The 13,226-nt window shown below is 69.6% G+C and carries 10 protein-coding genes and 3 pseudogenes; 2 read left to right on the top strand and 11 right to left on the bottom strand.

All coding sequences use genetic code 11. The features are described 5' to 3' along the window. Nucleotides 1–163: 163 nt before the first annotated feature. The 5 genes and pseudogenes from SY89_RS08285 to SY89_RS08265 form a co-directional block, all read right to left on the bottom strand. Nucleotides 164–1,228, bottom strand: a complete 1,065-nt coding sequence (locus SY89_RS08285; protein ID WP_054583858.1) for an ATP-NAD kinase family protein — start codon at nucleotides 1,226–1,228, stop codon at nucleotides 164–166. A gap of 237 nt (nucleotides 1,229–1,465) precedes the next feature. Continuing rightward, nucleotides 1,466–2,167 (bottom strand): competence/damage-inducible protein A, encoded by a 702-nt coding sequence (locus SY89_RS08280; RefSeq protein WP_054583857.1) that lies wholly within the window; start codon nucleotides 2,165–2,167, stop codon nucleotides 1,466–1,468. 62 nt (nucleotides 2,168–2,229) lie between these two features. After that, nucleotides 2,230–2,880: a class I SAM-dependent methyltransferase gene (locus SY89_RS08275; RefSeq protein ID WP_054583856.1), complete on the bottom strand. Its 651-nt coding sequence runs from the start codon at nucleotides 2,878–2,880 to the stop codon at nucleotides 2,230–2,232. 2 nt (nucleotides 2,881–2,882) lie between these two features. After that, nucleotides 2,883–4,972: pseudogene (locus SY89_RS08270) on the bottom strand (type II secretion system F family protein). 54 nt (nucleotides 4,973–5,026) lie between these two features. After that, a pseudogene (locus SY89_RS08265) lies at nucleotides 5,027–6,627 on the bottom strand (type II/IV secretion system ATPase subunit); the annotation flags it as partial. Nucleotides 6,628–6,804: 177 nt separating this feature from the next. Here SY89_RS08265 and SY89_RS08260 point away from each other — a divergent pair. Then, nucleotides 6,805–7,275, top strand: coding sequence for a DUF5793 family protein (locus tag SY89_RS08260; protein ID WP_054583855.1), 471 nt, complete (start codon nucleotides 6,805–6,807; stop codon nucleotides 7,273–7,275). 27 nt (nucleotides 7,276–7,302) lie between these two features. Here the strand turns inward: SY89_RS08260 and SY89_RS19405 are convergent, their stop codons facing one another. Beyond that, on the bottom strand, nucleotides 7,303–7,767 hold the full coding sequence (locus SY89_RS19405) for an NUDIX hydrolase (protein ID WP_342764358.1): 465 nt from the start codon (nucleotides 7,765–7,767) through the stop codon (nucleotides 7,303–7,305). 225 nt (nucleotides 7,768–7,992) lie between these two features. Continuing rightward, the gene (pdxS, locus tag SY89_RS08250) at nucleotides 7,993–8,901 is read right to left on the bottom strand and encodes a pyridoxal 5'-phosphate synthase lyase subunit PdxS (RefSeq protein WP_054583853.1); all 909 of its coding nucleotides are present in this window, start codon (nucleotides 8,899–8,901) and stop codon (nucleotides 7,993–7,995) included. Nucleotides 8,902–9,034: 133 nt separating this feature from the next. Here pdxS and SY89_RS08245 point away from each other — a divergent pair, with 133 nt between their 5' ends. Beyond that, on the top strand, nucleotides 9,035–9,790 hold the full coding sequence (locus tag SY89_RS08245) for a DUF1405 domain-containing protein (RefSeq protein ID WP_054583852.1): 756 nt from the start codon (nucleotides 9,035–9,037) through the stop codon (nucleotides 9,788–9,790). Here SY89_RS08245 and SY89_RS08240 read toward each other — a convergent pair. The 4 genes and pseudogenes from SY89_RS08240 to SY89_RS08225 form a co-directional block, all read right to left on the bottom strand. After that, nucleotides 9,787–10,764: an isocitrate/isopropylmalate dehydrogenase family protein gene (locus tag SY89_RS08240; protein ID WP_054583851.1), complete on the bottom strand. Its 978-nt coding sequence runs from the start codon at nucleotides 10,762–10,764 to the stop codon at nucleotides 9,787–9,789. The two genes, SY89_RS08245 and SY89_RS08240, sit on opposite strands and share 4 nt — an antisense overlap. After that, nucleotides 10,761–11,441, bottom strand: a complete 681-nt coding sequence (locus SY89_RS08235) for a 3-isopropylmalate dehydratase small subunit (protein ID WP_054583850.1) — start codon at nucleotides 11,439–11,441, stop codon at nucleotides 10,761–10,763. Before SY89_RS08235 ends, SY89_RS08240 begins: the two co-directional genes overlap by 4 nt. Then, a pseudogene (gene leuC / locus SY89_RS08230) lies at nucleotides 11,438–12,864 on the bottom strand (3-isopropylmalate dehydratase large subunit). Before leuC ends, SY89_RS08235 begins: the two are co-directional and overlap by 4 nt. Beyond that, nucleotides 12,861–13,226, bottom strand: a complete 366-nt coding sequence (locus tag SY89_RS08225; protein WP_080506641.1) for a hypothetical protein — start codon at nucleotides 13,224–13,226, stop codon at nucleotides 12,861–12,863. Before SY89_RS08225 ends, leuC begins: the two are co-directional and overlap by 4 nt.

Below are 13,226 nucleotides of genomic sequence, written 5' to 3'. Positions count from 1 at the left end.
GCTGACTCGGGGTCGCGGAGGGCGCGCTACAGCCGGCGACGACGAGCAGCGCGACTGTCAGGAGGGTCGTGACGGTGTGGCGGGTCACGGCCACCACCGCCGCAGCGAGGCGTTCGTCATCGGGCGCCGGTAGTCGAGTCAGCGATAAACCAGTATCGAACCCTCAGACGAGCTTCATCATCCGCGTCTCGAACTTCCCGACGCGGACTTTCCACCAGCCCTGCAGCTCCTCGTCGAGGTCCGGGTCGTCCGTATCCGCCCGCAGCACGCTTACGCCGTCAAGTTTGGCCCGGGAGGCGACGATCGTCACGTCACACTGCCGGATCACGTCGGGCGACAGTTGGGGGTTCCCGCGACCGAACACGAACCCCTGACCGCCGATCGGCGAGACGACGATGACGTTGTCCTCGCCCAGCGCGTCCAGGATCTCCCCCTCGCTCGCGTCGCTGACGAGCACCTCGCCGTCGCGCCACACGTCGACGCCGATGGGCGAGGCCTCGAAGCCGAGTTCGTCCTTGATGGTCCCGACTGTGGAGCCGGGGCCGAGAACGTACGTCTTCCCCGGTTCGGCCCGGATGTCGTCGGCGACGCCCTCGGCGAGCGCCTCGACGGTTCCTCCGCCCAACTGCTTCGAGGACTGCATCTGCTCGCCCACCGGGACTCGCGCGACCGCGCGGAGTTCGGGGTTCACCTCGCCCTCGCGGTACTCGTCCTCGTCGATGTCCATCACCTCGCGTCGCTCCGTTCGCTCGTAGGAGGCGACGATGTAGGCGGCGTCCTCCGGCGAGACCGCGAACACCGAGGAGTAGACCTTCACGCCCGCCGGGATCCCCAGCATCGGCGTGTCGGTCCCCTCGAGCGTCTCGGCCACGTCGGCCGCGGTGCCGTCGCCGCCGACGAAGAGGACGAGGTCGACGCCGGCGTCGACGAACGCCTCGACGGCCTCGCGGGTGTCTTCGGAGTCTGTCTCCTCGCCGGCCGGCTGACCGAGAACGGTCGGCTCGTACCCGGCCGCGCGGACCTCTTGCTCGCCCATCGGATCGCCCCAGGTCGAGATTTCGGCGTCCGGCAGGCGCTCCCGGAGTTCGTCGAGCGCGCGCTGGGCGCGCTGGGGGGCGCGCGGTTCCGCGCCGCGGGCGCGGGCCGCAGCCACCTTCCCGTCGGTGCCTTTCAGCCCGACGCGGCCACCCATGCCCGCGATCGGGTTCAGGACGAAGCCAACGTGCATGGAGGCGCTTCGGCCGGGAGCGGGAAAACGGCCGCGAAGGCGGCGACGGGCACGGCCGCGTCCCGGGGGTCGACGCCCGAGACCACCAGAGCTAAGCGCCGGACCGACGAAGCCAGGCGTATGCTTCAGGCTACGGCAGTCGAAGGCGTGTCGCTCGATCCGGCGCTGACCGGCGCCGTCGCGCTCGTGCTGGGGATCGTGGTGACGGTCGCGTGGACGCTCGCGTTCTACCGCTAACTACGCCGCGTTCTCGTCGAGTTGGTCGACGTGGTCGGCCAGCCACCCGGCTGCGCGTTTTGCCTCCTCCGGATCGGTCGCGGTGACCTTCAGCGTCACCGTCTCCCCGGGGTAGGAGCCGACCGTCACGTCGAATCGGTCCTGTACCTCGCTGAGCCGATCGAGCAGCGCACTCTCGGGCTCGGCGGCCTCGACGCGCTCGATGTACGTCGATTCGCCGTCGAACTCGTCGGCGACGGTCGCGAACATCGCCTTCATCTCTGCGGGCACGCCCGGGAGCACGTAACAGGACTCGACGACCGCACCCGGGGCCACGCCCTCGGTGTTGTGTAGCGGCCGCGAGCCGGCCGGGAGCTCGGCGGTGCCGGTCACGAGGTCCTCGCTGGCGTAGCCCCCCTCCTCCCGGAGCCAGTCGACGGCCTCGTCGCTGCGTTCCACCTCGCGCCCGAAGGCGGCGGCGACGCCCGCCATCGTCACGTCGTCGTGGGTCGGGCCGAGCCCGCCGGTGACGAGCACGGCGTCGTACTCGGCGTGGTACTCGTTGACGACGCGGGCGATGTCGCCGACGCGGTCCGGCACGGTCGTCACGCGTTCGACTGTGACGCCACGGTCGTCGAGGCGCGCACAGAGCCAGGTGGCGTTGGTGTTCTCGGTGTCGCCGGTGAGCAGTTCGTCGCCGACGGTGACGATTGCGACGTCCATCTACCCCCGGTAGGTGCGAGCCGGGGAAAAGCGCGACGGCGGTGGCTGGCCGGCGCGCTGGCTCACTCCGGCGGGCCGACCACGGCGTAACAGTTCCCGCTCGAGAGCTCCCACTCGAGGAGGCGCAGGTCACTCTCTTCGAGGTCCGCCTCGAACTCCGCGGGGTCGTAGACGTGGTAGAACCGCCCGACGGTCTCGCCGCCCGGGAGCGTCCAGTTGATCTCCGTGTCCAGCCCCGAGCCGCCCGTCTCCTCGTCGACGAACCGGTCGTGAGCGGTGCTCCACGCGCTCACGAGCGCCCGCCCGCCCGGCGCGAGCACCCGAGCCAGTTCGTCGAGGCTCGCGAGTCGGCGCGCCCGCGGTCGCAGGTGGTGGAGCGTGGCGACGTACACCGCGAGATCGACGGCGTCGGCCCCCAGCGGGATCGATGCCGCGTCGCCGGCGACGAGCTCGGCCTCGAACCCCCGCTCGGCGGCGCGGTCGGCGGCCTCCGCGAGCAGCCCCGTGCTGGCGTCGACGCCGACGACGCGGTCGGCGTGGTCGGCCAACACCTCCGCGTGGCGGCCGTTGCCGCAGCCGAGATCGAGGCCGACCGCGCCGGCGCGACCCGCGAGGAACGACTCGATCTCGGGCCAGGGGTACTCGCGGGTCTGTGAGAAGTGGCCGGCGATGCGGTCGTACGTCCGGCCGGCGTGAGAGCTCTCCTCGGGCATCGTTAGAGGAAGGCGAACGCGATGACGGTCATCGTGAGCAGGATCACGACGTGTTTCGCGCCGTCGGCGAGGGACCCCTCACCGAGTTGGCCGGCGATCAGCCCCGAGAAGGTCGCCTGCATGACGGCGGCGTGGTAGAACAGCAGCGTGTAGGCGGCGGTGTCGACGGTGCCGAGGCCGCTGAACACCCCGGTCGAGACCCCGCTGGGGAGGCCACCGCTGCCCCCGCCCAGATCCGCACTCTCGATCGCCGGGATGAACGACGTCGAGAGCGCGAACACGATCCCGATGAACACGAAAAAGGAGATGTAGATGACCAGCATGTACGTCACCATCTCCTGGCGGCGTTCGCGCTGGAGCCGGCGACTCGACCGGGCCTCCTCGGCGGCGATCTCTAGGACGGGTGCGATCTCTCCGCTTGCGGCCATCGCGTTGGTGATCAGCACCGTCGCTCGCGTCATCATCGGCGAGTCGATCCGGCGCTCCATCCGGCGGAACGCCGCCCGCACGTCGGCGCCCCAGCGCACGTCCTCCCAGGCCCGCTCGAGCTCGGGGGTCAGCGCATCGAGATCGGACTGCGTGAGCCGCTCCATGCTCTGGACGACGCTCACCCCGGCTTCGTTGATGCTGGCGAAGCGATCGAGGAAGTCGGGGATTACCCGCTCGATCGCCCGTACGCGGCGTTTGTCGATCTCGTACAGGATGGCGAACACGCCCGTGACGAACAGCGTCGCCTCGACGAACGGGCTGTCGACCGTCCGGAGGGCCGCCACCGGCGCAAGCGGGAGCGAGCCCGACCGGATCGCCACCCACCAGAGGCCGATCGGGACCGTAACCGCGAAGCTGTACTCCGGGTTGCGGAGCACGGTCCGGCCGGGGCTGCGCAGCCAGCCCAGCACCGACTCGTACGTCTCGTACAGTTCGAGTCGCTCGCGGCTCTCGCGCCAGCCGTCGGCGACGGTGCCGCCGTCGGTGAGTGCAGCCGTCGTCTCCACGTCGGTGATGCCGCTGACCTGGACCGGCGGGACCTCAGACCGCATGTCCCCGAGCGTGCTGCTGACCGTTTTGGTCGAGCTGTCGATGTACGCGATGAACCCCAGGCTGGCGAGCGGAATGCCGAGATACACCACCACTCGGAGGAGATCGAGCGTGTCCTGCAGGACGAGGCCGACCACGACGAGGATCGTGATCAAGAACAGCGGGCCGGCGACGAGCACTGTCACGTACGCCTCGGCGAACGTCGACAGCAGATCGAGGTACTGGCGCTGTTGGGCCTCGGCCTCCTCCTGATAGCGCTCGTACTGCCCCTTGAGGAAGTTCGAAAGCGACTGCCCCGAGCCGAGCACGGAGGCGAGGTTCTCGCCGAACTCGTCGAGGTTGTCGCTGGGCGTGCGGTCGGCCATCCCGTCCAGGGCGGTCAACACGTCGGTTCCGAACGTGTTCATGTCGCGGACGGCGACGCCGATCTCCACTGCCGCCTCGCCGTACACGTCACGGTTCCGGGTCAACGTATCCAGGATCGGGGGAACGCCATCCCCGATCGCGAGAGCGCGTAGACGAAGGCGATCGTTCGCGGGAGCGTCGCCTCGATCTCGCTGGCGCGCTCCCTGGCGCGCTCGTCGAGTATCGCCCACCGCAGGTAGTACGTCCCGAGCGCCAGCGCCGTCCCCACGGTCGCACTGGAGACGAACATGAGGACGAACAGGTCCGTGAGTCCGAGTTCGGTGACGTGGGTCAGATCTGCCAGGAACCCGAGTGCGGCCGGGAGCGCGGCCCGCACCGTGTCGCCGCTGATCCGGAGCGTCCAGAGCAGCGCGGCGGCGCCGTAGACGCCGATGATGCTGCCGCTGACCCCCAGCAGGAGACTGTACAGCAGCGTTCGCGAGGCGTAAACGCGATGGGTCGTCTGGACGTGGGCCGCCCGAAGCCGGGACTGCTGATCGCGCTTGCGCGGGCTCTCGTCGGCGACGTAGTCACCGAACAGCGAGATGGAGACGCGAGTGAGCAACAGTTTCGCGGGGCGAAACACGCGTTCGGCCGCGACCGGGACCAGGAGGATGATGGCGACGACGAGGGGGAGCGCCCAGAGCATCTCACTCCACCGTGTCGGCGAGCCCGTCCCCGCCGAGAGCTCCACGTCGGCTCGTTCGACCCGGTCCATCACGCGGTCGGGGTGGGCGTAGTACTCGTTGACCAGCGCCGTGAACGCTCGGTAGTCGGTGATACGGCGCTTCTGGAGGAACTCGAGGAACCGCTCACGGTCGCGGATCTCCTGGAGCAGCTCCGCCCGGCTCCACCCCCGTTCGTCCTGGATCTCTTCGAGCAGCGCGGAGTCCCGGCGTCGAACCGAGTCCGTCTCGGCGTCCCACTGGAACGCCGCGGAGTAGTCCAGTTCGCCCGTCCGCTGGTCGATGCCGCCGATCTCGCCGACGGTTTTCGCGCGGCGGACGCGCTCCTCCCCTTCCGGGTGAGCACCTGGATCGAGATCATGTCGAGGCTCTGGACCATCGCGCGGGGGACGTTGATCGGTTCGTTCTCGAGTCGGTTGATCACGGTCTCGATGGAGTCGGCGTGCATCGTCGAGAACGTCGTGTGGCCGGTGTTCATCGCCTGGAACAGCGTGACTGCCTCCGCCCCGCGCACCTCGCCGACGATGATGTACTCCGGCCGGTGTCGCAGCGCCGAGCGCAGCAGGTCGTACATGTCGATGTCGGTCCCCTCGTCCAGCCGCTCGCGCGTGATGGAGGAGAGCCAGTTGTCGTGGTACAGCGAGAGCTCGCGAGTGTCCTCGATGGTGAGCACCTTCGCTCGCGGCGGGATGAACATCGACACCGCGTTCATCGACGTGGTCTTCCCCGAGGCCGTCCCGCCGGCGAAGATGAGCGACTTGTTGTGCTCGATACAGAGCCAGAAGTACGCCATCTCGCTGATGGTGAACGTGTCGTAGTCGATCAGGTCGATCGGCGTGAACGGCTCCTCGGCGTACTGACGGATGGTGAACGCCGACCCCCGGGGGGTGACCTCTTCGCCCAGCGCCAGTTCCGCCCGGGAGCCGTCTGGCAGCGTCGTCTCGACGATGGGGTCGCCGACGGAGATGTGGCGGCCGGACTGCTGGGCCAGACGGATGACGTAGTTGTCCAGCGCGTTCGCCTCGAAGGAGATGTTCGTCTCGATGTCGGTGTACTCGTCGTGGTAGACGAAGATCGGGAGGTCGTAGCCGTCACACGAGATGTCCTCGATGTGGCTGTCGTTCAACAGCGGATCGACCTTCCCGTAGCGCCGGAAGTCACGCATCAGGTAGTACAGCAGGGAGTGGAACGTCGCCATGTCGGCGTCGACGCCGTACTGTTCGAGCAGGGTGGATAGCTCCTCGCCCAGGAGTTCCCTGTCGGCGTCGGTGTCGGCCGACCGGTAGAGGAGCGGGTCGCGGATGTCCTCAACGACCCGTTGGAGCACCAGGCGCTCGAACTCGTCCAGCGTCGGCTCGACGGCGTGGTACTGGTGTTCGCTCGCTGCCGGGTCGTGGGTGATCACCACGTAGGCGTACGGGGCGTTCACCCAGTAGCGGTCGACCTCTTCGTGGCCCTCCGGCACGTCGAACGACGCCAGCGGCCCGTCCTCGCCGGGGCGAAACGGCCGGGTCTCGAGCTCGGCGCCGCGAAGTAGCTCAAGCGTGCGGCTGATCCGGCGTTTGAGTCCTGAGAGCGTCGTATCGGTCTCCGACCCGTCGATGCGATCCCCCGACATACGGTGGTTACGTCACCTACCGGTGGGGCGGCCTTAAAACTGTACGCACACCGGCGTCCGCCTTCGGCGCCACTGCGCCAGTTCCTGATCGGTCCGCCAACGGGGCTGGAAATTGTCTACTTCGACACCCACGGGCGTCACGGTTTTAGGTACCCATCGCTAACGTTCCGCTATCGAATGAGGCGCGACTACTTCGAACTTGACGTGACGAACGTCGACTGGGCGGCGGAGGGTGCCGAGCCCGCCCAGCCGCTGGTCGAGATCGACTTCAGCGGGCCCGGTGAGAACCTTCGGGAGCGCCTCAGTGACACCGACGGCGAGCTGCTCGCCGGCGAGGACGTCGACGTCGCGTTCCGCCTCCAGGAGGAGCTCGACGCCGGCGAGCCCGTGCCGGGCGTCGTCGCCGTCACGAACCGCGTGACCGGGGAGTACGTCCTCGAACTCAACGAACAGGCCGAGGACGTGCTGGCGTTCATCGAGGCCGCGCGAGCGTACACCGAGGCCAAGGAGGCCGACGGCTACCGCGTGATCGTCTCCATCGACGGGGAGGAGATGGTCGAGTACGAAAAAGACACGTTCCTCGTCTACGACGCCGACGGCGAGTTCCTCCGCGAACGGAGCCTCATCCCGCCGGGCGTCGAGCTCTGAGGCCGGCACGCAGCCGGCTTCTACCGCTCAGTGGTTCTCCATCGCGTCGAGCAGCTGCTCCCGCCCGGAGAATCGGAGGAACGCATCACCCCCACCGGATCGGATCTCCGCCGGCGTCCAGAAGCGGGCCGCGGCGGCGTCGTCGGCGGCCGTGACGGCCCCCGTCGTGGCGGCGTAACTGATCGTGAAGTTCACGCCGACAGCCAGCGCGCCGGAGTCGTATCGAACTACTCCAGTCCCTACCGTGCGGAGGCCCTCCTTCGGGGCCGACAGCCCCGTCTCCTCCTGTAGCTCCCGTACAGCGGCCGTCGGGAGCGACTCGCCTGCCTCGACGTGCCCACCCGGGAGGACCCACGCCCCCGGTGCGTCCCCGGATCGCATCTGTACGAGGAGAACCGCCGGCCCGGCGGCACCCCCGGCTCTCGCCGGATCACCGCGACGCGGGCACTCGGAACTGGCGCCCGGCGTGGGGTTGCGCCACAGTCTGAACACTCGAGAGTGTCTGGAAATTTCGAAACGTTCGCACTGTGTCCAGCGTCGCGGTCGATCACGTGCGCCGCAGCGGCGGGATCGTTGCCGTCGTCGAAGTCGGGATCGGCGACGACCGTCGGGAGTTCGGCGCCACAGCGGGGGCAGTAGGCGGGCGGGCTTGCGCCGCCGGCGAGCCACGTCATAGCGGCGCGGTCGGACTGCCGCCGGAAAAAAGTATCTCGCCGCTCAGTTCCCGCGGCCCTGCAGCTTCTCCTCCTCGGGGAGGTCGACGTTGGCGTCGCCGCGCATGCCGCTGCCCGCGTCGGCGGCGATCTCGAACAGCGCCTCGGGGTCGTCCCAGTTGTTGACGGCCTCGACGATCGCGCTGCCCATCGCCTCGGGGTTCTCCGCGCCGAAGATCCCCGAGCCGACGAAGATGCCGTCACAGCCGTGGTACATCATCAGCGCGGCGTCGGCGGGCGTCGCGATCCCGCCGGCCGCGAAGTTGACGACCGGCAGGCGGCCGAGGTCGGCGGTCTCGTGGACCAGATCGCGGGGCGCCTCGTTCTCGCGGGCCCACATCTCGCGCTCCTCGTGGGTCATCCCCTCCAGCTTGCGGATCGCGCTCTTGATGTTGCGCTGGTGGTGAACCGCCTGGTTCACGTCGCCGGTGCCGGCCTCGCCCTTGGTGCGGATCATCGCCGCGCCCTCGTCGATGCGCCGGAGCGCCTCGCCGAGGTTGCGCGCGCCGCAGACGAATGGTGCGGTGAAGTCGCGCTTGTCGATATGGTACTTCTCCTCGGCGGGAGTGAGCACCTCGCTCTCGTCGACCATGTCCGCGCCCGCGGCCTCCATGATCTCGGCCTCCTTCCGGTGGCCGATCCGGACCTTCCCCATCACCGGGATCGAGACCTCGTCGGTGATCTCGCCGATGTCGGCGGGGTTGGCCATCCGGGCGACGCCGCCGCGCTTGCGGATGTCCGCCGGGACGGCTTCGAGATGCATCACCGCGACGGCGCCGGCGTCCTCGGCGATCCGGGCCTGCTCGCGGTTGACCACGTCCATGATGACGCCGCCTTTCTGCATCTTCGCGAACCCCCGCTTCACGAGGTCGGTTCCCCGTTTGAGCTCCTCGATGTCGTCTACTTCGTCCATACGTTCCCTTACGGCGGACGGGACTTAAGGGGGGTGGCTTCGGCCCGTTCGGCCGGGAGTTGCCCCCGGGGCGCGGCCGTCACGGCGCACCGGCACCGGCAGCCCTTTGCCGTCCCCGGCCAGTCGAGCATCCATGACGCTCCCGGGCCTACTCCCCCGCTCGCGCCTGCCCGACCGCGACGCGCTCCCGCGCTGGCTCGCCCCCGTCCCGCAGGCCGTCGAGGATCTCGGGCTGCAAGCGGTGTGGCTCGTCGTCGCGATCAACCTCGTCGGCACCGCCTTCGGCTTCTGGTACTACGGCGTCCACCCGCTGCCGCTCTCGGACCCGCTGATCGTGGGGCAACTCGCCGCGGAGCCAGCGCTCATGTGGCCGCTCGTCCCCGACAGCCCGGTGGCGACGCTGTTCATCGCGCTCGCGTTCGGCGCGTGGGCGCTCGGACGGAACAGCGAGTACCTGAACGCACTCGCCTTTTTCGGCTGCTGGAAGCTCGGCCTCTGGACGCCGTACGTCCTACTCGTGTTCGCGGATGGGTTCCGGGCAGTCAACCCGCTCCCGATGTACCTCTTCCTCCTGTTCAGCCACCTCGCGATGGTGCTGCAGGCGTTCGTGCTCCACCGGATCTCGGACTTCCCGGTCCGGGCCGTCGCCGTCGCGGTGCTGTGGTACGGCCTGAACGACCTTGTCGACTACTTCGTCCCGGTGGTTGGCACGCCGCATCACACCCTGATCCCGGGCCAGATCGTCGGCGCCGACGGGTTCCTCACGCACCCCTCGGAGATCCACCTGCTCGCGGCCGCGGGCGCAGTCGTACTCACGCTCACCGCCACGTTCCTGACGCTGTCGACGCGGGTGAAGAAGCTGGAGCTGTTCGCAGAGCCCGACCGCTAGAGCCGGTCGATGACGGCGCCGGCGACCGCGTCGGTCGTCGCCGAGCCGCCGAGGTCCGGCGTTCTCGGCCCGTCTTCCAGCACGGCCTCGACCGCCGAGCGGACGCGCGCTGCCTCGCCGTCGTGGCACAGGTGGGAGAGCAGCATCGCCGCGCTCAGGATCGCCGCCGAGGGGTTCGCGACGCCCTCGCCGGCAATATCCGGCGCGGTGCCGTGGACCGGCTCGAACAGGCCGTTCTCGGCGCCGACGTTGCCGGAGGGCAGGAGGCCCAGTCCCCCGACCAGCCCCGCCGCGAGGTCGGAGAGCACGTCGCCCGCGAGGTTCGGACAGACGATCACGTCGTACTGGCTCGGATCGAGCAGGAGTTTCGTCGCCATCGCGTCCAGCAGTTCGGTGTCGTACGTCGCGCCCTGCTCGCTGGCGACGGCGTCGACGGCGTGGAGGAACTGCCCGTCGGTTGTCCGCATCACGTTCGCCTTGTGCGCGACGGTCACGTCGGCGCCGCGCTCGGCGGCGTACGCGAACCCGAACTCGGCGATCCGCCGCGAGGCGGACTCGGTGACGACCCGGGTGAGCGTCGTCACGCCCTCCCCGAGGTCGCTCTCGTGGCCCGCGTAGACGCCCTCGGTGTTCTCCCGGACGAACACCAGATCGGTCTCGGGCCGGAGCGCGTCGACGCCCGGATACGCCCGCGCCGGCCGGACGTTCGCGAAGCTGCCGACCGCCTCCCGGAGCGGGAGGATCACGTCCGCTGCCGTCTCGCCGGCGGCACCGAACAGCGTCGCGTCCGCGGCTTCGACGGTCTCGACGGTCGATTCCGGAAGCGGCGTTCCGCGGGCCGCCGCGACGGCGTCGCCGGCCTCGGCCTCGACGAAGGAGAACCCCGGGTCCACCGCCTCCAGCACCCGGACTGCAGCGGGGACGACCTCCTGCCCGATCCCGTCGCCCGGAACGACCGCGATCTCCTCGGTCATTTGTCCGTGTACGGGAGCGAGGCGGCCGTCTCGGCGACCTGCTCGGAGTTCGAACCGAGCAGCGCGGTCCTGTCCCACTCCCCGGCGACGAGCGACTGCCGCTGGGCCGGGTCGACGCTGGCGGCGATCTCGTGGCCGTCGTAGTGCACCACCTCGTCGGCCACCTCGACGGTGATTTCGGTGTCTGGGTGGGCGTCGACGTGGTCCTGCAGCGCCTCGATTTCCTCGGGATCGGCGGTGACCGTCGGGATCCCGAGTGCGAGACAGTTGCCCGCGAAGATCTCCGCGAACGACTCGCCGACGATCGCGTCGATCCCCCAGCGCTGGAGCGCCTGCGGCGCGTGCTCCCGCGAGGAGCCACAGCCGAAGTTGGCGTTGACCACGAGCACGGTCGCGTCCCGGAAGCACTCGTCGTTGAACGGGTGGTCCGTGGGGTTCTCGGCGACCTCGTGCTCGGCGTCGATGGCCATGTCGGGGTCGGTGGTCTCGTAACGCTGGTCGAAGAACGCGAACTCGCCGAGCCCGTCGAACGTGAGCACTTTCAAGAACCGCGCGGGGATGATCTGGTCGGTGTCGATGTCGTTCCCGCGGACCGGGACCCCCGTCCCCACGACGCGCTCGACGGCCGGGGCGTCGACGCCGCCGTCACTCGCGGCCTCGCCGTCGGCGCCGCTCATCGCGCCACCTCCGGGGTCGCTGCCAGGTTGCGCACGTCGGTGACTTCGCCAGTCACCGCGGCGGCGGCGACCATCTCCGGGCTCATCAGGATCGTCCGCCCGTCGGCGCTGCCCTGGCGCCCGACGAAGTTCCGGTTCGAGGAGGCGGCACAGACCTCGTCGCCCTCGAGTTGGTCGTCGTTCATCCCGAGACACATCGAACAGCCCGCGTCGCGCCACTCGAAGCCGCCGTCGTGGAACACCGCGTCCAGGCCCTCGCGCTCGGCGGCGGCTTTCACGCGCTGGCTGCCGGGGACCACGAGCCCCCGGACGCCGTCTGCGACCTCGCGGCCCTCGACGATCTCGGCGGCGGCGCGTAAATCCGGCAGGCGCGCGTTCGTACAGGAGCCCAGGAAGGCTACGTCGACCGGGAAGCCGGCCATCGGCTCGCCCGGCTCGACGCCCATGTGCTCCTGTGCGCGCTCGGCGACCGCGCGGTCAGCTGGCGGGAGATCCTCGGGTGCCGGGACGGGCTCGGAGACGCCGACAGTGTGGCCCGGCGTCGTCCCCCACGTCACTGTCGGCTCGATCGCGTCGGCGTCGATGGTGACGACGTCGTCGTAGGTGGCGTCCTCCCCCGAGCGGATCGACTCCCAGTACTGCCTGCGCTCGGCAAACTGCTCGGCGTCGTCCTCGAACGCGTCGGTGTCGCGGAGCCAGTCGTAAGTGGTCTCGTCGGGGTTGACGTAGCCCGCGCGGGCGCCGCCCTCGATCGACATGTTGCAGAGGGTCATCCGGCCGGGCATCGACAGCGACTCGACGGCCGGACCGCCGTACTCGTACACGTAGCCGACCCCCCGTCGGTGCCGAGTTCGCCGATGATCGTGAGGATCAGGTCCTTCGCGGTGACGCCGTCGCCGAGTTCGCCCGTGACCTCGATCCGACGGACCGCCTGCTTCTCCATCGCGACGGTGCCGGTGGCGAACACGTCCCGGATCTGGGAAGTGCCGATCCCGAACGCCAGCGCGCCGAAGGCGCCGTGGGTCGCGGTGTGGGAGTCGCCACAGACGACGGTCATCCCCGGCTGGCTCAGCCCCTGCTCCGGCCCGATGACGTGGACGATCCCCTGCCGGCCGGTGTCGGGGTGGTCGAACGTCAGGCCGGCGTCGGCGACGTTGGCCTCCAGTTCGGCCATCATCGACTCCGCAGCGTCGTCGTCGTACGGGCGCGCCCGGTCGTCGGTCGGGACGATGTGGTCGACGGTCGCGTGGGTGCGCTCGGGGTAGGCGATCTCGAGGTCGCGCTCGGCCAGCATTCCGAACGCTTGCGGGCTGGTGACCTCGTGGATCAGGTGGAGGCCGACGAACAGTTGGTCCTGGCCGCTGGGAAGCCGTCGGACGCGGTGACGGTCCCAGACCGCGTCGTACAGCGTCCCCTCGCTCATACGTCGGCCCCGGGGTCCGGCTCCGAGTCGTCCTCGGCCGCCCCGTCGTCGTCGGCCCGCTCGACGCCGCGGTCGTACACCTGGGCGGCGTCGGGGGCGTCGTGACGCGGCGTGTGGTCCACGTCACCCATCGGTTCCGCCTCCTCCTCGTCGGCCGGTTCGGCGTCGGCTTCGCCGCCGTCGACGACGGCGACTTTCCCGCGTTCGAACACCTGCGAGTCGCCGAACGTCTCGCCGGTCATGGGGTTGGTGTGGCTCACGCCGGCCATCGTCTGGTGCTCGGCGGGAGGCCGGTCGTCGGTCTGCTGGCTCTCGGTTTCGTCTCGGGTCGTCGTGTCTCGGCTGTCGGTGTGTCGTGGCAT

Source organism: Halolamina pelagica (assembly GCF_001307315.1).
Lineage (GTDB): Archaea > Halobacteriota > Halobacteria > Halobacteriales > Haloferacaceae > Halolamina > Halolamina pelagica_B.
This window is presented reverse-complemented; position numbering and strand designations above follow the sequence as displayed.

Excerpts from the sequence above, each read along its gene's own strand:
- SY89_RS08285 (WP_054583858.1), bottom strand. The coding sequence starts at position 1,228 with ATGCACGTTGGCTTCGTCCTGAACCCGATCGCGGGCATGGGTGGCCGC.
- SY89_RS08280 (WP_054583857.1), bottom strand. The coding sequence starts at position 2,167 with ATGGACGTCGCAATCGTCACCGTCGGCGACGAACTGCTCACCGGCGAC.
- SY89_RS08275 (WP_054583856.1), bottom strand. The coding sequence starts at position 2,880 with ATGCCCGAGGAGAGCTCTCACGCCGGCCGGACGTACGACCGCATCGCC.
- SY89_RS08260 (WP_054583855.1), top strand. The coding sequence starts at position 6,805 with ATGAGGCGCGACTACTTCGAACTTGACGTGACGAACGTCGACTGGGCG.
- pdxS (WP_054583853.1), bottom strand. The coding sequence starts at position 8,901 with ATGGACGAAGTAGACGACATCGAGGAGCTCAAACGGGGAACCGACCTC.
- SY89_RS08245 (WP_054583852.1), top strand. The coding sequence starts at position 9,035 with ATGACGCTCCCGGGCCTACTCCCCCGCTCGCGCCTGCCCGACCGCGAC.
- SY89_RS08240 (WP_054583851.1), bottom strand. The coding sequence starts at position 10,764 with ATGACCGAGGAGATCGCGGTCGTTCCGGGCGACGGGATCGGGCAGGAG.
- SY89_RS08235 (WP_054583850.1), bottom strand. The coding sequence starts at position 11,441 with ATGAGCGGCGCCGACGGCGAGGCCGCGAGTGACGGCGGCGTCGACGCC.
- SY89_RS08225 (WP_080506641.1), bottom strand. The coding sequence starts at position 13,226 with ATGCCACGACACACCGACAGCCGAGACACGACGACCCGAGACGAAACC.